This window comes from Vibrio sp. 1078-1 (genome assembly GCF_033340475.1).
This window is the reverse complement of record NZ_JAWOWM010000012.1, coordinates 30,903-52,993: the sequence shown is the minus strand read 5'-3', so window position 1 is coordinate 52,993 and position 22,091 is coordinate 30,903. Positions and strand designations below refer to the sequence as shown.

The 22,091-nt window shown below is 44.0% G+C and carries 18 protein-coding genes; 10 read left to right on the top strand and 8 right to left on the bottom strand.

Translation table 11 applies throughout. From position 1 onward, the window contains the following. Positions 1 to 244: 244 nt before the first annotated feature. Both R7190_RS19215 and R7190_RS19210 read left to right on the top strand, forming a co-directional pair. Entirely contained in the window at positions 245 to 1,210 is a 966-nt protein-coding gene (locus tag R7190_RS19215; protein ID WP_033906176.1) for a helix-turn-helix domain-containing protein, read from the top strand. Between the two features lie 99 nt (positions 1,211 to 1,309). Then, complete coding sequence (locus R7190_RS19210; protein WP_186584983.1) at positions 1,310 to 3,445, top strand: TonB-dependent siderophore receptor; 2,136 nt, start codon at positions 1,310 to 1,312, stop codon at positions 3,443 to 3,445. 91 nt (positions 3,446 to 3,536) lie between these two features. Here R7190_RS19210 and R7190_RS19205 read toward each other — a convergent pair whose 3' ends face one another. Beyond that, positions 3,537 to 4,223 (bottom strand): response regulator, encoded by a 687-nt coding sequence (locus tag R7190_RS19205; RefSeq protein ID WP_138939089.1) that lies wholly within the window; start codon positions 4,221 to 4,223, stop codon positions 3,537 to 3,539. After that, complete coding sequence (locus R7190_RS19200; protein WP_053306993.1) at positions 4,220 to 5,839, bottom strand: sensor histidine kinase; 1,620 nt, start codon at positions 5,837 to 5,839, stop codon at positions 4,220 to 4,222. The genes R7190_RS19205 and R7190_RS19200 overlap by 4 nt, the downstream gene beginning before the upstream one ends. Positions 5,840 to 6,315: 476 nt before the next feature. On the opposite strand from R7190_RS19200, the gene R7190_RS19195 reads away from it, so the two are divergent. From R7190_RS19195 to R7190_RS19175, 5 genes are all read left to right on the top strand, one after another. Next, the gene (locus tag R7190_RS19195) at positions 6,316 to 6,543 is read left to right on the top strand and encodes a hypothetical protein (RefSeq protein WP_005377125.1); all 228 of its coding nucleotides are present in this window, start codon (positions 6,316 to 6,318) and stop codon (positions 6,541 to 6,543) included. A gap of 130 nt (positions 6,544 to 6,673) precedes the next feature. After that, on the top strand, positions 6,674 to 8,089 hold the full coding sequence (locus R7190_RS19190; protein WP_064376718.1) for a TolC family protein: 1,416 nt from the start codon (positions 6,674 to 6,676) through the stop codon (positions 8,087 to 8,089). Between the two features lie 3 nt (positions 8,090 to 8,092). Beyond that, entirely contained in the window at positions 8,093 to 9,073 is a 981-nt protein-coding gene (locus R7190_RS19185) for an HlyD family secretion protein (RefSeq protein ID WP_005377122.1), read from the top strand. A 22-nt stretch (positions 9,074 to 9,095) separates the two neighbouring features. After that, positions 9,096 to 10,262, top strand: a complete 1,167-nt coding sequence (locus tag R7190_RS19180; protein WP_186584981.1) for an ABC transporter permease — start codon at positions 9,096 to 9,098, stop codon at positions 10,260 to 10,262. Next, positions 10,259 to 11,410, top strand: a complete 1,152-nt coding sequence (locus R7190_RS19175; protein WP_186584979.1) for an ABC transporter permease — start codon at positions 10,259 to 10,261, stop codon at positions 11,408 to 11,410. The genes R7190_RS19180 and R7190_RS19175 overlap by 4 nt, the downstream gene beginning before the upstream one ends. Before the next feature lie 287 nt (positions 11,411 to 11,697). Here the strand turns inward: R7190_RS19175 and R7190_RS19170 are convergent, their stop codons facing one another. From R7190_RS19170 to aspT, 6 genes are all read right to left on the bottom strand, one after another. Then, on the bottom strand, positions 11,698 to 12,606 hold the full coding sequence (locus R7190_RS19170) for a LysR family transcriptional regulator (RefSeq protein ID WP_017821360.1): 909 nt from the start codon (positions 12,604 to 12,606) through the stop codon (positions 11,698 to 11,700). A gap of 144 nt (positions 12,607 to 12,750) precedes the next feature. Continuing rightward, the gene (locus R7190_RS19165; RefSeq protein WP_047102715.1) at positions 12,751 to 13,179 is read right to left on the bottom strand and encodes a hypothetical protein; all 429 of its coding nucleotides are present in this window, start codon (positions 13,177 to 13,179) and stop codon (positions 12,751 to 12,753) included. 17 nt (positions 13,180 to 13,196) lie between these two features. Next, positions 13,197 to 14,366, bottom strand: a complete 1,170-nt coding sequence (locus R7190_RS19160; protein WP_017634571.1) for a patatin-like phospholipase family protein — start codon at positions 14,364 to 14,366, stop codon at positions 13,197 to 13,199. A gap of 210 nt (positions 14,367 to 14,576) precedes the next feature. Then, entirely contained in the window at positions 14,577 to 15,434 is an 858-nt protein-coding gene (gene pdxY, locus R7190_RS19155; RefSeq protein WP_033906186.1) for a pyridoxal kinase PdxY, read from the bottom strand. 125 nt (positions 15,435 to 15,559) lie between these two features. Then, positions 15,560 to 17,155, bottom strand: coding sequence for a bifunctional aspartate transaminase/aspartate 4-decarboxylase (locus R7190_RS19150; protein ID WP_186584977.1), 1,596 nt, complete (start codon positions 17,153 to 17,155; stop codon positions 15,560 to 15,562). Positions 17,156 to 17,250: 95 nt separating this feature from the next. Next, positions 17,251 to 18,966: an aspartate-alanine antiporter gene (gene aspT, locus R7190_RS19145; RefSeq protein WP_186584976.1), complete on the bottom strand. Its 1,716-nt coding sequence runs from the start codon at positions 18,964 to 18,966 to the stop codon at positions 17,251 to 17,253. 426 nt (positions 18,967 to 19,392) lie between these two features. Here aspT and R7190_RS19140 point away from each other — a divergent pair, with 426 nt between their 5' ends. From R7190_RS19140 to R7190_RS19130, 3 genes are read left to right on the top strand one after another with little or no spacing between them, the layout of a single operon-like run. Further along, positions 19,393 to 19,605: a DUF1656 domain-containing protein gene (locus tag R7190_RS19140; RefSeq protein WP_005377106.1), complete on the top strand. Its 213-nt coding sequence runs from the start codon at positions 19,393 to 19,395 to the stop codon at positions 19,603 to 19,605. Between the two features lie 10 nt (positions 19,606 to 19,615). Then, positions 19,616 to 20,479, top strand: coding sequence for an HlyD family secretion protein (locus R7190_RS19135; RefSeq protein ID WP_186584974.1), 864 nt, complete (start codon positions 19,616 to 19,618; stop codon positions 20,477 to 20,479). 13 nt (positions 20,480 to 20,492) lie between these two features. Continuing rightward, positions 20,493 to 21,848 (top strand): FUSC family protein, encoded by a 1,356-nt coding sequence (locus tag R7190_RS19130; protein ID WP_186584972.1) that lies wholly within the window; start codon positions 20,493 to 20,495, stop codon positions 21,846 to 21,848. Positions 21,849 to 22,091: the final 243 nt, after the last annotated feature.

The following is a 22,091-nucleotide window of genomic DNA, read 5'->3' as shown; positions in this document are numbered from 1 at the left end:
GTGCAAACGTTTAAATAAGTTGCACAAAACGTCATAAGTGATTGTATTTTATTGATAAAAAAAGTTTCATCTGAACGCTCCAAAATTTAAGCAAAAACTCTAATATGGGCAATAATTACTCATCCTTGCAATCCATTACAGTTTTATCGTGATCTGTGTTACTTACTTTTTATTTCATCACCCTATTGATAATGATACTCAATTAAAGATAATGAAATCACTATTAATGTGAAAGTAGAACGCCATGAAATCAAGCGCCATTAACCCACATCCCATAAACCGAATACAATCGGTGCTTGACTACATTCACACCAACTTAGACAGCACTCTGAGCGTAGATGAAATATCGAAAGCAAGTTGTTGGTCGCGCTGGCAACTGCAACGCGTATTTCAACAACACACTGGCGTATCCGTCGCTCACTACATCAGAGAGCTTAAACTTAGCCTTGCGGCTGAGCGCTTAATCCATACTTCTGACCGCTCGTTAGATATAGCGATAGAAATGGGATTTACATCTGAACACGCATTTAGCCGTGCGTTCAGGAATATGTTTTCAAAAAGCCCCCGCGAATATCGAAAAACGCAACAACTCTCCGGGTTGAGGCAACCTTTGACGCTGCGTAAGACACCAGAAGAAGAGAAAAAACATCAGCGCTTTATTGAAGTTCGAATAGAAACAAAACCGGCTTTTGAACTTGCTGGTTATCATGAACCTATTCACGGATTGTTTTCCGCTACGCCCGATTTCCAATCCAAAGTACCGTCACTTTGGTCACGTCTTTATTCATCTGAAAACCTTAACAATTCGGAAAGTAGTTACTTTGGCGTGATTGATGTGACTCAAGCGTATTCAAACAACCAACAACTTGAGTATTGGGCAGGTTATGAGTGCAGTCCAACAGCAAACGCACCAAGATCAACGAACTCTTCCAACTCGGGGTTAGACCTCTTGGCTGTTCCTGAGCAAACCTACGCCGTCATTACACACATAGGCAAAGCATCAGAGCTCGCCTCAACGCTGGAATGGTTTATTTTACATTGGCTACCCTACTCTAATTATCATGCTATCGATGGTTATGAGTTAGAGCTTTATCCAGAAGGTTATGATGTTGATAGCGAACAAGCACAAATGCAGTATTGGATTCCTGTAGAGCCAAACGACGCGCTATCTTTAAAACCTAAGAACAGAAGAATAAGTTCCAAAGATTAGTGTTTTGCACCAAATTGTTAACTTTTCCTATTTCTTTGAATATAGAATACAAATAACAATCATTATCAATAAATAGAAAAAGTAGTGGAATTTATAAATATGGAAAGTCCGATTCGATTTCATCGTTCAGCGGTTGCTATCGTCGTATCCGCATTGCTCGCTGGCCACGCCAATGCAACTGAGAGCACATCCCAACACGAAACGATTACGGTGCTAGGAGAAACATACCGAAACACCGCAACTAAAACCGTTTTAGAACCGGAGGAAACACCGCAAGCGATCACGGTAATCACTAAAGATGACATGGACCTGCGCGGCGTAAACTCGGTGAGCGAAGCATTGCGTTATGCACCTGGCGTAAATACAGAATTGCGTGGCGGTGCCGTTTCCCGACTTGACCTATTCAATATTCGTGGTTTTATTAACTACACCAACTTTTATGATGGTCTTCCTTTGCTGTACAACGGTTGGAACCTTCAACCGCAGGTCGATTCCGTTGCTCTTGAGCAAATCGAGGTTTTTAAAGGGCCAACGTCTGTTCTTTACGGCAATATTCCACCAGGAGGTATGGTCAACATTATCGCCAAGGCGCCTCAGTCAACACCCTCGCACTCTGTCTCGATTAGTACAGGGACTAACAGCCTAAAAGAACTGACGTTCGACACCACAGGACAAGTTGGTGATTCTAATGTTGATTACCGTATCGTCGGCCTGGCAAAACAGCGAGATGGTCAAGCCGATACGTCTGAAGACGAACGTTACGTACTCGCCCCATCTTTCAATTGGCAAGCGACAGAAAACACATTAGTGAACGTGAATGTTTACTATCAAAATGATCCATCAGCAGGTATCTACACGACTGTGCCTGCGTCTGGCTCAGTGATTAAAAACCCACTTGGCTCGATGTCACCAAGCACTTATTTGGGGGATGAGGACTGGAACACTTACGAACGCGAAGTTCTGATGATGGGTTACAAAGTCCAACACGACTTTAACAACAATTGGCAAGTTCTACAGAATGCCCGCTACATGACCGCCGATGCCTATCAGGAAAACACATATAACGGTGCACTTGAAGCGGATAACCGTACCGTTGGTCGAAATGCCTATTTAACCGATGAAAAGTCCAAATCCTTTGTGATTGACAACCAACTATCTGGCTACGTTAAAACAGGAAATTTTGAACATAACTTATTGTTCGGGCTTGATTATCAGTATCTAGACTCAGATGTAAAATACAAAGACACGCTTGGGTATTCGCTAACTCAGGACATTTTTAATCCTGACCACAACAGCATTGATCGTAATGCACTGAATTTCCAATACAAACAAAACTTAGATATCAAAACGAAGCAGATTGGCGTTTATTTCCAAGATCAAGTTCGTTACGACCAACTTGTAATGATTGCAGGTCTTCGTTGGGATAAATACGATTCAAATACAGACGCCGTTAGCGATTATCTAGGAGCAGTATCCAACAGCAAGGAAGAGTTAGACGATACCAACGTATCTTTCCGAGTCGGTGGTTTGTATGAGCTAGACTTTGGCCTCTCGCCATACCTTACTTACTCGGAAAGTTTTGAGCCAATTGCGGGTGCCGACTCTTCTGGTAAAGCATTTGAGCCATCAACCGGTCATCAATGGGAGTTAGGCTTTAAATACGCACCATTATCTGGTGATATCTCAGGTAACTTAGCACTCTTCCATATTACGAAGAAAAACGCGATCTTGACCGATCCGAATAATCCATATGCACCGAACTATCAAGCGGGCGAAGTGGTATCACAAGGTATTGAACTTGAGGCAAAATGGCAAGCCACAGCACAAGCTGATTTCACTCTAGGCTATACATATACCGATATGGAGATTACCGAGGACAGTTATTACAACCAAGAAGGTAAAACGCCGGTTTGGGTACCTGAGCAAACGGCCTCTCTATGGGCAAATTACTTCTTTGAAGGAAATCTTTCAGGCCTTCGTACCAGTGCTGGCGTTCGCTATGTCGGAGAAGCACAAATTGATGCACAGAATAGTCAAAAAGTACCGGACTACACCTTGTTTGATTTAGCAGCAAGTTACGATTTCTCAACGGTATCTGAATCAATGAAAGGGGCTAGCGTCACGCTTTCTGCAAGCAATCTATTCGATAAAGAATACTATTCTTGTTACGACAAAAATAACTGTTGGTTTGGCGCTGAGCGCTCTATCGAAGCGAAGTTAGAATACAACTTCTAACCTCTTAGAGCGGAACAGCAGTAATTTGTAAAGCGATGGTTTCTAAAACAAGCCATCGCTTTTTATTTTGCATAGAGCATCAATATAAATGCTACCGTGTCACTTTTTTATAGCACCTTTCTGGCCTACCAACAGAGCCATAGTTTAAATCAGCCTCTAGTTCACCAGTAGTGATAAGATACTCCAAATAACGCCTTGCCGTTGTTCGGCTCACTCCGATTTTTTCACCTGCCTCATCAGCGGTTAGCGCACTGCCATTTGGAAACAACTCCCTGATCTTGTCTAGCGTTACACCATCAATCCCTTTCGGTAATCGGTTCGGCAAGTTGTCTTGATTGGCGTGAGACTGCAGCATTTTATCAACGAGGTTCTGATCCAAACTCTCTACGATGTCTAGTTGTTGGCGTTGGGACACATACTTTTTCAGTGCGGCATCTAAACGTGGAAACATCACTGGTTTTAGCAGGTAATCGACAACGCCACCTCTCATTGCCTGTTGTAACGTATCGACATCCCTTGCGGCTGTAATCAAAATGACATCACACGTTTGGTTACTTGCACGCAGTGTATTTAGTATCTCAAGCCCTGTGCCATCGGGAAGATAGACATCCATCAATAGTAAATCTGGCTTAAGAATGTCGAGTTGCATTTCCGCTTCCATTCTCGTGGTCGCAATTCCAACCACTTCCAAACCTGTCAGTTGGCTTAAGTATTTGTGGTGCAGCTCAGCAATAGCCAGATCATCTTCAATGATCATTACGCGAGTCGCCATACTCATAATTGTTCTTCCTTGGGTAAGTACACCGTTATTCTTGTCCCATAATTTGTATTGGGTATCATCTCAACATGGCCGTGATATCGAGTAGCAAGCTGATTGACAAGGTGCAACCCAACACCTCGATTTTGACGAGATTTCGTTGAAACGCCTTTTGTAAATAATGTTTGTGGATCCATTGTTTTTGGGAGGCCACAGCCATGATCTATCACCTCAAGTATCACTTCATTTCCGTAATCGCTAACGGACACATCAATGTTTCTGCGTTCTGACGCAACATTTGATTCATCGCGAATTGAAGTTAACGTGGCATCGAAAGCGTTATCAATCAAATTACCCAAAATTGTGACAAGATCTTCCGAATTTAGCCACTCAGGCAGGGGCTCCAGACGACTGCCTTCCTCAACCACCAGTTGTAAGCCTAACTCGCGAGCGCGTTCAGTTTTTCCAAGCAACATACCTGCAATTAGCGGGTCCTTAACGGTATCTCTTAAAAACTCAATCATTGCTTGATAGTGTGCGGTTTCTTGTCCAATTAACTTTTGCACCGCATCAAGCTCACCCATTTGTACTAGCCCGCTGATAGTGTTTAGCTTATTGCGATGCTCATGGGTTTGCGAACGTAACAAATCTGCATATTCCTTGGTTTGTGATAGCTGCTCGGTTAGATCATTGATTTCATCCCTTAAACGGAAACTCGATACCGCCCCCACGATTTTTCCATCAACATAAATTGGAGAGCGATTTGCAATCAGGCGCTTATGATTAAGGAATATCTCAATATCATGATCTTCCTGCCCGCTTTCTAACACTGTATATAGATCGCTATCACGCAGCGTATCAGTCAAAGGTTTATTAAGCGCTGATTCTCTATCAATACCGAGAATCTGGCAGGCACTACGATTTATCGAGCGAAGTATCCCTTGGGCATCAATGCTTAACACGCCCTCTTTGATGGTGCTCATCGTCACTTCTAATTCGCCGTACAACCGCCCTATCTCTTCAGGCTCAAAGCCTAAAATGGCGCGCTGAAACTTTCTCGACGCATAATTGGATACAATGGCGTTAGCGACGACAACTACGATGACCATTAAAATCAAAAAGGCCAAAAATGGTTCGATGCGGTCTTGCAGTCGGTCGAGCAAATAGCCAACCGAAACCACACCAATGATGTTCCCTTGCTCGTCAAAAATCGCAGCTTTACCACGAACTGAATAACCTAACGAGCCCTGTGCCGTCGAAACATAAGACAACCCCTGTTCTAGCGCTCGACGATTGTCGCCACCTCTCATTGGCTTGCCCAACCGCTCATCAACAGGGTGGATTAAGCGTACTCCCTTATGGTCGCCAATAACGATGAATGCAGCACCTATGGCTTCGGTTAATTCTCTAAAGCGAAGTTGGTATGGCTGGGGGTTTTGGGTTTCGATCATTTCACGAACAACCGCTGAGTCCGCTAAAAAACGGGCAACACCCAGTGCTTTTTCTCCCATTTCTTGCTCTTGATTGATTTTGAGATAAGTGAACCCCGCGGCGACAAGCAATAACAGCTCTATCAACCCCGATAGCGTCATGATAATGAGCATCCGCTTACGAAAGCTGATGGTTTTCCAACTCATTGATACATCCTTGTGATTCACTCTTGAGCGTAACGTTAACACTCAGTTAACAGCATGACGTTGTCGCGGTGATAAATCTGTGAGGAAGGCAAACAAACCGCAGAGTTTACGGTTAATTAATCGACGAGCTGAAACATAAAATTACAACCATTCACCAAATTTAGCATTCCTCTCTGATACTCAATTCCATACATAAATTGCCCTTAAAATCATGATCGCGATCACACCGATTTTAGCGGTTTTTGAGGCGTTTTTAGACTTTACAACGTATAATTTTTAATCAACGAAACCAATGAGAGTTTCGGTTTGAAAGCAGTGAAGCTGGAAGTCTATTAAAAGCTCAACATTGATGTCAGTGATTTGGACACAAATAAAACAAAACACAAATACTGACTATATGACAAACACTTAGACACCATCTGAAAACTGGAAAACTATAAACAGAGGTGCATTTATAGTTAGAAGGAACACCAAACATGGAACGCGATACCTTTGGAATATGCCTGAATAAGGCGATGCTGTCAGAGAATATGTATTCAACATTTACACACGTCAGGGCTTATGAAAAAAACGGAGGCGGTACTTCTGATCTAAAAGTCCTGTTATCGTTCCCTCAAATGAGTGGAAAAGATCTATTGAATACGATGCGAGGTTCTCGTCAGCTCGAGTGGAGAGCAGAGTTTCACTGTCCATATACGAAATAAATTTGTAACATCTCCCGCGCCCAGCACAAATATAACTGGGCGCATACTACTGCCCAATTTTCCCTCCTACTTAACACGCAGTTACGAATCCTTTATATTAGAGCTAATACTCTACGACAAAGCAGCCATTATGAAAAAAACAGGAAAGGTTTGGATACTGGGCTTACTTAGCAGCTCGATTTCCCTTGCCTGTCATGCGGCACCGATCACTTTTGATACCGCATGGCAGCTATTGCTAGAAAACAACTATTCTCTCAAAGCTCAACGCTCAAACGTCGAGAACTACCAATACCAAGAGAGTGCCACCAGCAATCTCAACTTACCTCAGGTTACTATTGGCGCGAATTACACGCGTTTAGATACCGATATCACGCTGTCGGGAAAACAGATCCTAGACAGCACAGGAGCACACACTAACGTACCTCCTGCTTTTCAGCCTATTTTTGGTGCCTTAGCTAATACCACTTCGACCATAACCGAGCGCGATATTTTCTCTTCGTCTATTCGTGCCATTTGGCCAATTTTTACTGGTGGTCGAATTTCTGCGGCTCAATCAGCAGCAGAAGGCAAAACGGATGAGGCGAAAAGTCAGCTTTTAATGGAACAACAAGCGCGTTTTGAAGATTTATCGAAGTACTACTTTTCTGTCGTACTGGCAAAGGAAGTACTCGCAACGCGGCAAGCGGTTGAAGCAGGGCTAAAAAAGCATCGAGATTTTGCCATTAAGCTTGAAGAGCAAGGACAAATCGCGCACGTTGAGCGCCTGCAAGCAGAGGCTTCTTTAGATAAAGCATCTGTAGAAACACGTAAAGCAGCCAGCGATTTGAGTATCGCTCAGGCTGCATTAGGTAAATTACTCGCGCAAGATGATGCCGTAGAGCCCGCTGAATCTTTGTTTATCAACGACAGTCTTCCCCCTCTTAGCGCTTTTGTCGATCAAACGCTGCTTACCTATCCGGGGTTAGAACTTCTGAGCGCTAAACACAAACAAGCCTCTAGCTTAATCAAAGCAGAAAAAGGGAAATACTACCCTGAAGTTTATCTTTACGGCGACTACAGCTTGTATGAAGACGATTCTCTCGCAAGCCAAATGAAGCCTGACTGGTTAGTTGGTGTTGGTGTCAGCATTCCACTGATTGAATCATCAGGGCGAAGCGAAAAAGTCAAAGCCGCTCAAAGCGTCGTCTCGCAGGTCGACTCATTAAAGTCCCAAGCCAAACAAGACTTATCGCTGTTAGTCCAAAAGACATACTTGGAGGCTCAGCAAGCCATTGATGAAGTACAAGGGCTCGCATCTAGCATTGAACTCGCTAACGAAAACCTGCGCTTGCGTGAAAAAGCATTTACTCAGGGTCTGTCGTCTTCTCTGGATGTTGTGGATGCACAACTTTATGTCGCGAGTATAGAAACACAGCGTTCAGCGGCGCGTTTCCGCTATTTAATATCTTTAACCAAGCTACTCGCATTGAGCAGTGAAATGAACAGCTTCGAACAATATCAAAATACCGCTTATATCCCTGCTTCAACATCCAAAGAGGTGAAATAAATCATGGCAGCTAAATCACTAAAACCCGTTTTACTCTCACTTTGTGCTTTGGGTGTTGCCTCTTGGGTTGGGTATCAATTTTACCAAGCCTATCAACCGGAACCGATCCGCTTACAGGGATTAATTGAAGCCCAGCAATACAGTATTTCCTCAAAAGTTCCAGGGCGTATTGATGAGGTCATGGTACGTAAAGGCGACGATGTAGAGAAAGGTCAGCTTATTTTTACCCTTCATAGTCCTGAAATTGAAGCGAAGTTAGAACAAGCAAAAGCAGGTGAAAAAGCGGCGGACGCCTTAGCTCAAGAAGCTGAGAAAGGCGCACGTGAGCAACAAATCCAAGCAGCAAAAGATCAGTGGATGAAAGCCAAAGCCGCTGCGAATTTAATGGAAAAAACCTACAATCGTGTGAATAACCTTTATAACGATGGCGTGGTTGCAGAACAAAAACGCGATGAAGCTTTAACTCAGTGGCAAGCAGCGAAATACACAGAAAGTGCTGCGTTTCAAATGTATGAAATGGCAAAAGAAGGCGCTAGAAGTGAAACCAAAGTGGCTGCGGCGGAAAAAGCGCGCATGGCATCAGGTGCCGTAGCCGAAGTAGAAGCGTATGCGAAAGATACTCAGATCTACAGCTGGTTCGACGGCGAAGTCTCTCAAGTTCTGCTTCAAAGTGGTGAATTAGCACCTCAGGGCTTCCCAGTAGTTACTGTGATAGATACAGAAGATGCCTGGGCGACACTGAATGTGCGTGAAGATTACCTTCAACACTTTAAAAAAGGAGCAACCTTTGATGCCTATTTGCCTGCCTTAAATAAAAATGTTGAGTTCAAAGTAACGCATGTTGCCGTTATGGGTGACTTTGCAACGTGGAGAGCAACCGATGCTTCTCAAGGTTTTGATCTTCGTACCTTTGAAGTAGAAGCTCGTCCAGCTCAACCCGAACCTGAACTGCGTATGGGAATGAGTGTTGTCGTTGAACTTTAATCACAACCACTAGGTTAATGCTATGACGATTAAGATTTCACAGCGGCATATCTTACGACGAGACAAGTGGTTGCTTTCGTGCCTTACTTGGATACCGATTTTGCTCGCGATGATGATTTGGGGAGTGTTCTCTGCGGGCATTGCCCGGGATCTGCCAATCGGTGTGGTTGATCTACAACATTCCCAACTTTCTCGAAAGCTCATTCAATCTTTGGATGCGTCGTCGAGTCTGGCTGTTAGCTATCACTACACCAGTACAAGCGAAGCAAAAAATGCGATGATTGAAGGCGATATCTACGCTTACGCGGTCATCCCATCTAAGTTCGACCAAGATATTCTCCAACACCGCCAACCTCAACTTTCTGTCTTTTACAACAGTCAGTACATTTTGGTAGCGAAACTGATCAACTCTGCCGTTGCGCAAGCACAAGGCTATTTCGACGCTCAGGTTGAAGTAATGGGAAACTTGGCTAAGGGTAACACCACAACGTTAGCAGCGGCTGGACAAGCTGTACCCGTGTCGACACAAATAACCGCATTATTTAACCGTAACAATAACTACGCACAATTTTTGGTAACGGCTATCGTTCCAGCCATTTGGCAAATATGTATTGTAGTAAGCACTATTTTGATTCTTGCCGCGCACTTTCGCATTTATGGTGGAAAGAATGGATTTGCATTTTTGGGCGAAAAGCCATACGCCAGGCTCACTACCCTATTAAGTCAGTACATTCCGGTCTTTATGGCGCAAGGTGCGTTGTTCTTGTACTGGTTTTATTCCGTGCTTGATTGGCCAATGGAAGGCAGTTTTGTGGTTATGCTACTAGCACAATTGGCGACGGTTATCGCCTGTATCATTATGGGAGCGTTGTTCTTCTTCTTGTCGATGGATCCTGCACGTGCGATGAGTTTTGCTGGCGCGTTTACGGCTCCAAGTTTCGCTTTCATGGGAATTACATTCCCAGTTTCTGACATGAACACACTCGCTTATGCATGGCGTTCATTATTGCCGATTACCCATTACATTGAAGTACAAGTGAGTCAAGCAAACTATGGAGCATCGGCCGCGCAATCTTTAAGCTCGCTATGGCCTATGATTGGTTACGTTATGCCTCTGCTCATTACCGCTGCCTTGATGGGTAAACATCGAACAGCTTCATCAACACGCCAAGCGAAGGAGGCGGTATGACATTGTGGCAACTGATTAAAGCGGAACTTAAGGCCGTTCTAACCAATCCAGTCGTTACGTTGACCGTGTTTGGTGGTGTCGTATTTTACTCGTTTTTATACCCTTTGCCTTATGCACAACAAACGCCTCGTGAACAACCAATCGCGATTGTTAATCTAGATGGTAGTCTGACGAGTTTAAAGCTGGAACGTATGGTTGATGCCACCCCACAAGTCAACGTAGTCACTCGACTTCATACGATTGCCGATGCAAAGCAAGCATTTTTACAACGAGAGATCACCGGTTTTTTAGTCATACCGGAACACTTTTACAAAGACCTAATGCTAGGTAAAAGCCCGACTCTGGCCTACGCTGCGGACGCCTCGTATTTTCTCGTGTACGGAACCGTGGTAGAAGGATTGGCCCAAGCTGGAGGCACATTAGGGGCCCAAGTGAAAGTCAGTAAAATGGTGATAGATGGTGTGCCCATGAGTATGGCTAGCCATAATTACTCTGCTATTAAGCTTAATATGAAACCAACGTTCAACCCAACCATGGGTTACATCGAATACGTAGTGCCGGCAGTATTTGTTCTGATTTTACAACAAACGTTGATCATGGCGGTTGGATTACAAACGGGAACACAGCGTCATGGTCGTGGCTATTGGTCACAAGTATCAACGGGATCGCTGTTGCTTGTGAGAACGTTAGTATTTGTGGCAATTTATTATTTACTCGGCGCCTATTATTTTGGTTTTAGCTTCGAACGCTTAAACGTAAACCATATCGCCAACGCGGGCGAATTGCTAGCTATGTTGTTCCCGTTCTTTTTAGGTTGTTGCGGACTAGGCTTCTGGCTAGGTTACTTATTACCTCGGCGTGAACTTGTCACCTTAGTCGTCTTAGTGAGCTCTATGCCGCTCATTTTCTTGGCTGGTTTTATTTGGCCAATTGAAGCCATACCTACTCCCTTATTATGGATTGCTGATTTAAGCCCAAGCACTTGGGCGATAAAAGCTTTCTTAGCGCTAAACCAAATGGGGGCAACCTGGCAACAAGTCGCTCCACATTGGACGGCGCTTTGGGCACTCACCGTGCTTTGGGGTAGCGTTGCGTACTGGATTGCTAAGCGAAGTAACAAGCCAGTTGTAACAGAGAGCTTGGGGTGACAGCTGACATTTTTTATTACTATAAAAAAAGCCGGGTAACTAAACCCGGCTGAAAATCTGCGTCCTTGCAGCGGACATATGGTAAAAACACTTTTTGCTCTGGGCTTACCCATTGAGCGAGGTTAGATTAAGCCAAAAACTATGGACTCCATACTCTCATATAGAGGGTTATATCCTTCCAATAGACATTAGCTCTTCGCTAGAACGATAACGTTTTTCAGACACAAAAAAACAAGACTCACATTGAGTCTTGTTGTTGATAGGGATGAGCAGGATACATGTCGCCGCTAAGTCATATCACGGATTATTTTCTCTCGGTATTCTGTAACGACCTTCATGATTGAATTTTTTACATCACCGACTTGCTTAGAGGGTTGGCACCATAGGCCAAAACCAAACTTAAAACCTTCCAATAATTCAGAAGCTTCCACTGGCTCTATATGATTATTAGAAAACTCCGAATGGGCAAACGTTCTGGGGAGAATCGCCCATCCTAAACCTGCTTCAACCATTTTCACTACAAGGGCCAATTGGTCGACCTCTTCATGGTTCGAACTTACGATGACTTTTTCGCCCATTCCCTCTTCAATAAGAGACCGCAGTACAAATTGTTTACTATTCCTCAAGGCTGTCAATACTCGATCTGGTGCCACAGAAGCGAGTTCACCACCTTTCTGGACGAAAGGAACAAATTCAAAATGACCTAAAAACGTCGCATCCAAACTATGTATTGCTCGACTATCATGCACATTGACAATACCGAATTGATACTCACCATTCTGTAAACCCTCTTTAATTTCGTTGCGATTACGAACAAGAAAGTTAACTCGCATCATCGGAAAATCTGCTGCTAATTGAATACGAAGCAATACAAGAAAACGGTGTGGTATAGCGCTTGAATAGGCGATACTAACATTCTCTAACCCACCGTAAGCCAGACTTAATGCGACTTTATCGAAAGTACGTGCTTGTTCGATGGTTTGCTTAGCATAGTGGTAAAGAAGATGACCATCTTCTGTCGGTTCTACCGAGCGCCCCACTCGCTCAAACAGGTTGACCGCCAGTTGATCTTCAAGATTGGTAATCACCTGCCCTATTGTAGTTCGGTGCTTATTGAGTTTGACCGCCGCCTTACTAAACGAAAGCTGTTCATAAACGGTTACGAACGCGAGAAGTTGTTCAAAACTAAAATTCATAGGTTGTGCTTACTTTTTAGAGTTATCTAATTAAATTACCACAAGATCGTAGAATTGCTACTTGGTAACGGTAACAATCTGCGTTTGAATTCCTTCTCGACAACACAAAAAAAAACCTACTAGCGTCAGTAGGTTTTCTCTAACTTAGTTGTACTCAACGACACGAGCTAAATAGTTGAATTCTCCTGAGTCACCATGGTAATCACGGTAGACATCGACACTGAAATATTTAGGTTGATCAGCGTAAATGTGGTCAACGACTTTTTGCTCAAGTGACTCCAACGTTTCACCGACCTGAGAGTACACGAACTGCTTGTTCACTTTTTCCAATTTACGTTGTTTCGCTTCTTTGTGTGACACATAGTTGTTGATCTCTTCCCACTTTCCCACGAACTCGACCGCCACGTAACTCGAGTTCTCGTCAATCATAATAAAGGCTGCACCTTCTTCTTTGATTGCAGACAGTTGCTGCATATCACTATCCACTTTTTGCTGGTCAAGATGGGCTCCACTTTGGGCGAATGCAGTCGCGGAAGCGGTAAGCATCATGAGTGTAAGAACGGCTTTTTTCATTGTATCGTTTTCCTGTATTAAGGGAGTTCAGTTACCCAAAGTTGCCCTTGGGTGGCTTTTTTGAATCCATATTCGTAAATCGTCAGCAAGTAGCGGTGATCGAACATATCTTTCGTTACTTTGGCGTATCTGAAATCTTGATCAATGTAGGTAAACTGCATCTCGATATCGTTGATTTCACTGATGTATTTCATTCGATAGAGATCACCACGAGTTTGCGCTAGCGTAAGGCTTGAGACACTCTTCGATACCAAGTCCAAACCTTTGTCTTTTAGTGGACGATACGGCGCTTTTAACGCACCATTGCGAATCACATCCAACTGAGGCGCTTTTTCTAACCCCAAAGCATCTGAGATTTGTTGATAGTTGAAGTTAGACGGATTAAAGAACACCTGCGCTGCGAGACCGCCATCTACGTGTAACTCCTCAAGTGTTTCTCCATCATGTTCAACATCGATAAATTGTGGAGGGAAAACACCAGGGATCGATGCGCTCGCAGCAAGCACCTTGTAAATAAGTTCAGATTTGTCCGCTAAATCACTGTTCGCAATCGCACCAATATTCCAAATCACCAGTTCGCCTGAATCAAAATGGGTACTGCCAATAAAGAGGCGTTTACCATTGCGGTGTTGCTGCGCCATCGCCTCGATCATGGGCTCAGGGTAAGCGTCTGCGATGAAATCATAGAGGTTCTCACCATCGGTAAACGCGTCCTTAAACAGGGTATTTAAGAAGTTCTTCTTACCCAAAATATTCTTATCATTGATGTTGAGCATGACTTCTTTCATCTTTGGCATCGCATCACCGCCAATGAAAACAAAAGGAGCGATTAGGGCACCCGCACTGACTCCAGTAATGATGGCATAATCTTTTAGCTCCCCCTTTTCCTGTAGCCCCATCAAAACGCCGGCCCCGTATGCACCGTTTACGCCACCACCCGATAAGGCCAAAATATTGAGCTGTTCACCCTCTACTTTGATCGGTGTGGTTTGATTGTGCGCTGAGTAGAGAAAATCCGGCGCTTCATTGGCCCACATTCGAAGTGGCTCATTTGGTGTCGAACTCGCGATCTCGACATCTTTATAGTTGCTTTGAGAAACACGAACATCCAGCGTATGAGGTGAACTACAAGCTACTATCAGCAGCGAAAGTGCAACCGTCACACCAGAGGAAATTAAACGATTCATAATCAGTCTCATTTAATGTTCTCTGGCGTATGACCAGAGACTCAGTTTGAAGTTAATTGGGTCAAAATGAAGTCCGTTTCGTTGTTTGGAGTTACTATAGCTAGGCACGGCTAAACCCCATAATCGCGATTGTAGGATGCTATCCATCAAAGCAATTATGCCAAGTTTCTATATGCTAACTTTACGCTTCTCCGTTAATTAGGTACTGCGCTAAGCAATTTTCACGACGTTGAACTCATGCGTCGGTTCGACAAATTCGTATTGGGCATTGATCGTCTGTAGCTCCCATGTGCCATAGCCTTTTGTGATCTCCAATACACCGTAAACGGCGTTATGTGTATGACGAAAGGCTGCGACAGGAGACATCTTCTTCACCAAACAAGAGGTAAAAATAGCAGAAATTAAATCACCGACTCCGACTGGCTGCATAGCAAATTCAACACTAGGTCGTTGGGCCAAATAGCTTGCTTTCGGCGTCGCTAAAATCATACTGAAGGCGTCATCTGTTAGTGCATGCAGGTGTTTCACCAATACCATTTTCGGTCCTAACTCTAAGGCTTTTTTACATGCAGTGACCGCATCATAAAGAGAGTTAATTTTCACACCTGTTAACTCGCTCAGTTCAAACTGGTTAGGAACAATCACATCAGCGATGGGCAACAAGCTATGGCTTATCGCTTCTTTGACACCGTCTGCCACAATGCAACCTTTGTCTGGATCACCCATAACTGGGTCACACACATACAGTGCACTATGGTTACGCGATTTGACTAAACTTACCGCTTCGGCCACCGCTCGACATTGCTCTGCGCTGCCTTGATAACCGGACAGTATCGCGCCACATTCGCCTAACTTCTCGATGTTATCTAAGCCTCTCATTAGAGAATGAATTTCATCTGCCCCAAACTTCTGTCCAGTCCAACCTTGCTGGTACTGAGTGTGATTTGAAAACTGAACCGTGTGAATTGGCCAGACTTCGAGGCCCATTCTCTGCATCGGGAAGACGGCAGAACTGTTTCCTGCGTGGCCATAAACCACATGAGATTGAATAGAAATAATGCTTTTCATAAGTCACTCTTAATTGAGAAGTTTGTTAGCTTGGCGACTAAATAAACACAATATCGCGCACTGTGCTTATTTGGTCGGAATAGCCTCGACAACGCCGAGGCTTATTCTTAATCAGGCTGGATTAATTAGCCTTGGAACTCAGCGAAGTACTCATCCAACACTTTGCGCGTTGCACGACCGATAAGCTCGTATTCGTGATGAGTAAGGTTTGCTAACGAAACTCGAACTGATGCGTGTACTACATCGAAGCCTTGGCCTGGAAGTAGGATAACGCCGGTTTCATGTGCAAGACGGAACAGGAAGTCTTTGCCCTTCTCGCTCGCTTTGAACCATTCAACGAAGGCTGGTCCGTACAATTTGCCGCCCAAAGTGTCGAGCTCAAGCAGCGTGTAGTAGTCCACACGATCTTTGTTTTCTTCAATTTCTACACCCATGTTTTTGTACAGAGTTTTGTAACGCTCGCGGATGATGCGTTTACATGCTTCTTTGTAGTTTTGTTCTGAGTCCATCAAGCAGTTCAATGAGAACAACGCCATTTGAACTTGTTGAGGAAGAGACAAACCTGCTGTGTGGTTAAGCGCTACGCTGCGGCTATCTGCAACGATACGGTCAATAAACTTGATCTCACGTGGTTCCGGAGTCAGCGTTTTGTAACGGTCGTCTAACTCAAGTTGACGCGCTTCAGGAAGGCAGCGCATTGCATCGTCAAACACGTTGTTGTGTTGAATCGCAATCGAGCCTAAACGCCAGCCTGTTGCACCGAAGTACTTAGAGAACGAGTAAACACAAAGCGTGTTGTATGGCAGTTTCGCGAACAGTGAGACAAAGTCGTCCGCAAATGTGCCGTATACATCGTCAGTCACAATGAACAAGTCGCTACGTTCGTTGTTCACAAAATTTGATAGGTTATCCAGAGTCTCATCCGAGAACTTCACAGACGCTGGGTTTGCTGGGTTCACGACACAAAGCAGTTTGATGTCTGTATCTGCAAGCTTTTCGATTTCAGCCATCGGCAGTTGCCATGTTGTCTCATCCAGACGTAGCTCAACGATTTCCAGTTCGTATTCACTAAGCTCTGGGATCTCTAGGTACGGCGTAAAGATTGGAGTGATTAGCGCAACCTTGTCACCTTTCTTTAATAGACCGTTGTTGAACATAGTTTGGAAGGTGTACGTCATAGACGCTGTACCGCCTTCAGTTGCAAACAGATCGAAGTCTGTTGTCATTGGCATCGGGCCGTACATCTCTTCTGCGATGTACTGCTTCACAACGGTTTCGATGTTCGTCAACATACGTGGTGGCACTGGGTAGTTACATGCAAGGTATGCGTTAACCAGCTCATTCAAAAATGCCTGTTTCTCTAGACCCAAACGGTCTTTTGCGTAGCTCAGCGACTTTTCCAAGAAATGTACGCCTTGGTCTTGTTTATTCTTGCTTGCAAACGTATCGAAGCGCTCAACAATGCCCACACCATCTGGAATGCCACCGAAACCACCATCTAGGAATGAATAAGTGCGCTCGGCTTCCAATATTGCGAACTCACCCAAACGAATGAACGCTTTACGCGGTAGTGTCGCTAGAAAATTAGGGTTACCACGACCTGCATCTAATAAAGCGCGGTCAGGAACAGTTTGTGCCACTTCAATAAGTTTATCTTTTAATTCAAATGGGCTTAAATCTGCAAATTTAGAAAAATCAATTGTTGTATTTTGCGTAGTCATAATATTTACCTGAATTTATTATTTAGTGAAATTTGGATAATACTTCCCCTACCGCCTATTTAATTAGGCGATAAGAGTGTTCGAATTTATTTAAATTACATGCCTGCGTTTAAAGTAATAATGCCGACAATAATTGGACCCCATAGGGTGAGCAGTACATTGGCGACAGCATAAGTCACGGTGAATGAGAATACTGGCGTTGCGTTACCTGTTTTTTCCATTAAAGCCGCGAATGCTGGGTTCGCACTTCGTCCACCTGTAACACAGCCAAGTGCTTCAACTGGATTCTTAATCTTCAATACAAAATATGAGAAGAAGAACGAAATAATCTGAGGGATAATCGTTACACCCATGCCAAGGAACAACAGAGACATACCGTGTTCTTTGATGGTGTCGACCGCTTGAGGGCCTGCCTCTAGGCCAACAATGCCCACAAATGCTGCCAAACCGAAATCTCGAATGAAGTTCGCCGCCCCTTCTGGGAACTGAGCAACGTGGGGATTGCGGCTACGCAACCAACCGACGATCAAACCTGAGATCAAACAACCTGCACCAGAACCGATGGTGACGGGAATACCTGCAATCTTAAAGCTGATAAGACCAATCAATAGACCAAGCACCATACCCATACCAAGCACAATGAAATCCGTCATGGTTGCAGAGCCCATGCGTTGACCGATGTTTTTCTCAACGCGATTAATGTCTTTTGCTGTACCTGTAAGCTGGATGACGTCGTTTTTCTTCACCACAAGGTCCGGCGTCATTTCGATAGAGCTGCCTTCACGAATGTAATCCGTCACATAAATGCCGCGCATTGAACCTTGGTTCGAAGCCTCTTTGATCTCTTGCAGCGACTTACCAATCAGTTTGCGGTTGTCTGCGATCAGTTGACGGTTTTCTTCAATAACTTCATAGCCTTCTGGAAGTGCAATCTCGTTGTCAGCCAAACCATCTTGCAACTGATGTACCGCATTACGACGACCTGTTACAACAATGACATCCCCTTCTTTCAGTGCTGTGAATTTGTCCACTTCTAACACTTTGCCATCACGTTGAATCAATTCAATACAAGCAGCTAGAGCGTGTTGGTTTAACTGAGCTAGGGTTTTGCCTGCTAGCCCGCCATCTTTGCTCACTTTAAATGCTCGTGTAACCAGCGCGGTTACTGCGTTGAACTCACCCGGCGCTAAATCACGCTTACCATTTGAATTTTTCTCTTCTAGCGCAATCGCTTCTGCTCGGATATCCCACTTCATCAGTGTTGGGAATACCCATGTCACCATCAGAATTGGACCAAGCGAACCAAAGATGTACGTAACCGCGTAGCCTACTGCGACGTTGGTCTGCATTAGGTGCTTCGCTTCTTCTGTCACACCACCAAGACGTGCGATCGCATCACCCGCTGTACCTATGATTGCCGATTGAGTCAAACCACCAGCTGCAAGGCCTGCTGCCGTACCTCTGTCTAGATCGAACATCCAAGCTGCTGCTAGTACACAAAGCAGGCCAGACACCGTCATCACTACAGCGGAAAGTAGAATGTTGATGGTTCTAAAGTTCAGTGCTTTGAAGAACTGCGCACCACCTTGATACCCTACTGCGTAAATAAAGAGCGCAAAGAAAATGCTTTTTACGCCGGGATCAATATGAACACCAAATTGCCCAATAATCACACCCATTAATAATGTTCCGGCAACACCGCCAAGAACAAATCGACCAATGGTAATTTTACCAACCATATAACCGAGAGAGAGCGTAATAAAGAGAGCAACAAATGGTGCCATGTCAAAAAGGTTAGAAATAATTTCCATGACAATTTTACTCTTACTAATAAATATAAAACTCAAATAATCTAACGAATAATCTTTCACTCATATTTGTTGGATTATTTAATTTAAAAAGCATCTCGTTTGCTTCGAAGCGAATATTAGAAACAAAACCTCACAACTCGTAATCCCATTTGAAGGATGAAACCATCACTTCGCATATTCAAACGCAAACATTGAACAATAATTGTCGAAAATTTAATAACTTAGTGGTCTTAAATGAGCATCAAATAAATTGGAAAATAAATTTATTTTTATGTTCACTGTCCAAAAAGCTACTTTGTTGCGCTATTCCCTCTATATAGCGCATGACACCTTTCTCTTGATGGATTAGATCCTACAAAAGCGATTATCACTGATGCCATCACTTGCCTTATCTTTACATTCATCAAGTTAATAGAGAAAAACACCATGAACTCAATGCCACATGAACTTGTGTGGGGCGAAGTTTACTTCCCTCCCTTGTTGCTGGTTATTGCATTGGCTTACATGCTCACCATTTTGGTTGGAACCGTTGCAACAAAACTGGGACTCCACAAATACGTTGCATTTCCTGCGCTCGCTGAGCTAAGCCTAATTGTGATTTTTACTGGCGTTATTGGTCGATTCATTACCATATTTTGAGGCAAATTCCGTGATAAAACGTTATCTCATCACACTGCTACTACTGTGTTCAGCTGGCACCGTGATTTTCAGCTACTACCAATCATACTCTGACAACCCTTGGACTAGAGATGGCCAAGTTAGCGCGCACATCGTTTCTATAACCCCCCGCGTAACAGGACAAATCATCCAAGTCTACGTCGAAGACAATTCGCAAGTGAAACAAGGCGATTTGCTGTTTGAGATTGACCCAAGCATCTATAAAGCGGCGTACCACAAAGCGCTAGCAGCTCAAAAGCAAGCCATTGCATTACTAGCAAAGGCCAAAAATGAAGAGCAGCGAGCACTTAAGTTAGAAAAGCGCACACCTGGCGCTGTACCTGTACTGACATTGAATAACCTAGACAATGCGGTGGAGACAGCCGTTGCCAACGTAGAGCTCGCGAAAGCCAATGTTGAAGAAGCCAAGCTAAACCTTGATTACACAAAAGTTCATGCGCCAACGAATGGTTATATAACTAATTTGAACTTACGCGTCGGCTCTCAAGTCGTCGCTAACTCCCCAGTCGTGGCTTTGATTGATGAAGACAGCTTTTGGATCGAAGGATATTTCAAAGAAACGGATTTAGTTGGCGTTGATCCACAAGATAAAGCCTACGTGACCTTAATGATGCACAATGAAGCTGTGCTGGAAGGAAAAATCAAAAGCATTGGCTACGGCATTGCGAAGCAAGATGGTAGTACTGGTAACGATCTTTTGCCCAATGTGAACCCTAACTTTCAGTGGATACGCTTAGCTCAACGCATTCCAATTAAAGTGAAATTAGATCACTTACCGAAAGATTTTCAACTACGTGTTGGTATGACGGCCTCTATCAAAATCATCAAACAATAATGCGGTGGAATGTATGTTTAATGCCTCAACCAAAGAAGCGATCAAAGCTGCGCTGTCTATCGTTATCGCGATCTGCCTTGCCTTATGGTTTCAATGGGAGAAACCGTATTGGGCAGCGATCGCAGTCGCGGTAATGGCATTAAATGAAAGCTTCGCTCACTCAATAAACAAAGGTCATAATCGCTTATTAGGAACCCTCCTTGGCATCGGTTATGCCTTTTTCCTCATCACGAAGTTTTCTCAAGATCGCTTTTTGTTTCTCACCTTCTTCACCTTGTTTTTAGGTGCGTGCATTTTTATGTCGAGCGACGAAAAGTATGGTTATGTGTTCTCTATCGGTTTTGCTGTGTGCTCCATCATCGCATGTATGGGAGGATTTGATAGTCAAGCAACGTTCCACTTCGCTGTTCTTCGCATGCAAGAGACGATTCTTGGTGTGATCACGTTTTCTGTTGTGTACCGATTAGTCTGGCCAGTCAGTACAGAACAAAACTTCATTCAACGTTTTGAGACCAGCAGAGAGGCGATGCTTAACGCTATGAAATCGCCCAATGATATAGATATTGAAGCTCTTGAGACCAACAGCGCCAACATAGAAAAGTTGTTCCAACTGGTCGGTTTACCACTTACTGGCAGCTACCACTTGAAAGAACATCGTCAGCTATGGCGTGCGCGTTTAAATGAGATGGCACAAATCCAAGACCGATTGCTAGAACAAGCAGATAAATCGCAAAGTCGTGACATCGATTGGCCAACGCTAACGCAGCAACTTCAAAGCTTTGATATTAAAAATCCAAGTACTTCGCTCATTGGTCACGTTGCTTATGTCATGCAAAGAGAGAAAAACACGGTTTGGCATCACGAGCATCGGACCTTCATCCAGCATTTGAATGAAGACGGCAGAAAGGTACTGCAAGGTGTCTCCATGTTCGTGACGTCGCTGTTGATCTGGATTTATCTTCCTGTGCCCGGAGGTTTCATTTTTCCGATGCTAGCAGGCGTGTTCTCTTCAATCGTTCCTACTATGCCACCAAGCATTATTAAAGATGCATTTTTTGGTGTGATAGGCACTGGCACGGTGATTCTATTGCAATACATTTTCCTAATGCCAATGATGACCGAGCTTTGGCAGCTTGGGCTATTCTACTTCATCAACATCATCGTGATTTGGAAGGTATTTTCCACACCAAAGCTGATGGTACACAGAATTCTAGGTATTAACTTATTGGTTGTCTTGACATCAGGAGCGCTCAATTTAACCCCAGCGTATCGAATTGAAACGCCCTTGCTGATGCTGGTAAACATTATGATTATTTTGATGATTGCCAAGTTGTTTACTGATCTGTTTCGTGTTCGCGTTACGGTCTAAGCGTCACCTCCGTTCTTGAAACTAAAGCCCTGCATTGCTTCTGCTCTGCGGGGCTGTTTGTTTGTGAGCTAGCCATTATTCCTCCGTAACCCATAAAGCGAGGATAGTATCCATCAAAAGCGATTAACGGGATTTCTCTACCCACCATAAAATCCTCTCATTGATTTACAAAATGCAATCGGAAACCATGCATTCACAACGTCAATCACAGCAAACATATCTATCTAACTGAACAAGAAGTTC

Bases quoted from the DNA above. Each gene is read 5' to 3' on its own strand.
- R7190_RS19215 (WP_033906176.1), top strand. From the start codon at position 245: ATGAAATCAAGCGCCATTAACCCACATCCCATAAACCGAATACAATCG.
- R7190_RS19210 (WP_186584983.1), top strand. From the start codon at position 1,310: ATGGAAAGTCCGATTCGATTTCATCGTTCAGCGGTTGCTATCGTCGTA.
- R7190_RS19205 (WP_138939089.1), bottom strand. From the start codon at position 4,223: ATGAGTATGGCGACTCGCGTAATGATCATTGAAGATGATCTGGCTATT.
- R7190_RS19200 (WP_053306993.1), bottom strand. From the start codon at position 5,839: ATGAGTTGGAAAACCATCAGCTTTCGTAAGCGGATGCTCATTATCATG.
- R7190_RS19195 (WP_005377125.1), top strand. From the start codon at position 6,316: ATGGAACGCGATACCTTTGGAATATGCCTGAATAAGGCGATGCTGTCA.
- R7190_RS19190 (WP_064376718.1), top strand. From the start codon at position 6,674: ATGAAAAAAACAGGAAAGGTTTGGATACTGGGCTTACTTAGCAGCTCG.
- R7190_RS19185 (WP_005377122.1), top strand. From the start codon at position 8,093: ATGGCAGCTAAATCACTAAAACCCGTTTTACTCTCACTTTGTGCTTTG.
- R7190_RS19180 (WP_186584981.1), top strand. From the start codon at position 9,096: ATGACGATTAAGATTTCACAGCGGCATATCTTACGACGAGACAAGTGG.
- R7190_RS19175 (WP_186584979.1), top strand. From the start codon at position 10,259: ATGACATTGTGGCAACTGATTAAAGCGGAACTTAAGGCCGTTCTAACC.
- R7190_RS19170 (WP_017821360.1), bottom strand. From the start codon at position 12,606: ATGAATTTTAGTTTTGAACAACTTCTCGCGTTCGTAACCGTTTATGAA.
- R7190_RS19165 (WP_047102715.1), bottom strand. From the start codon at position 13,179: ATGAAAAAAGCCGTTCTTACACTCATGATGCTTACCGCTTCCGCGACT.
- R7190_RS19160 (WP_017634571.1), bottom strand. From the start codon at position 14,366: ATGAATCGTTTAATTTCCTCTGGTGTGACGGTTGCACTTTCGCTGCTG.
- pdxY (WP_033906186.1), bottom strand. From the start codon at position 15,434: ATGAAAAGCATTATTTCTATTCAATCTCATGTGGTTTATGGCCACGCA.
- R7190_RS19150 (WP_186584977.1), bottom strand. From the start codon at position 17,155: ATGACTACGCAAAATACAACAATTGATTTTTCTAAATTTGCAGATTTA.
- aspT (WP_186584976.1), bottom strand. From the start codon at position 18,966: ATGGAAATTATTTCTAACCTTTTTGACATGGCACCATTTGTTGCTCTC.
- R7190_RS19140 (WP_005377106.1), top strand. From the start codon at position 19,393: ATGAACTCAATGCCACATGAACTTGTGTGGGGCGAAGTTTACTTCCCT.
- R7190_RS19130 (WP_186584972.1), top strand. From the start codon at position 20,493: ATGTTTAATGCCTCAACCAAAGAAGCGATCAAAGCTGCGCTGTCTATC.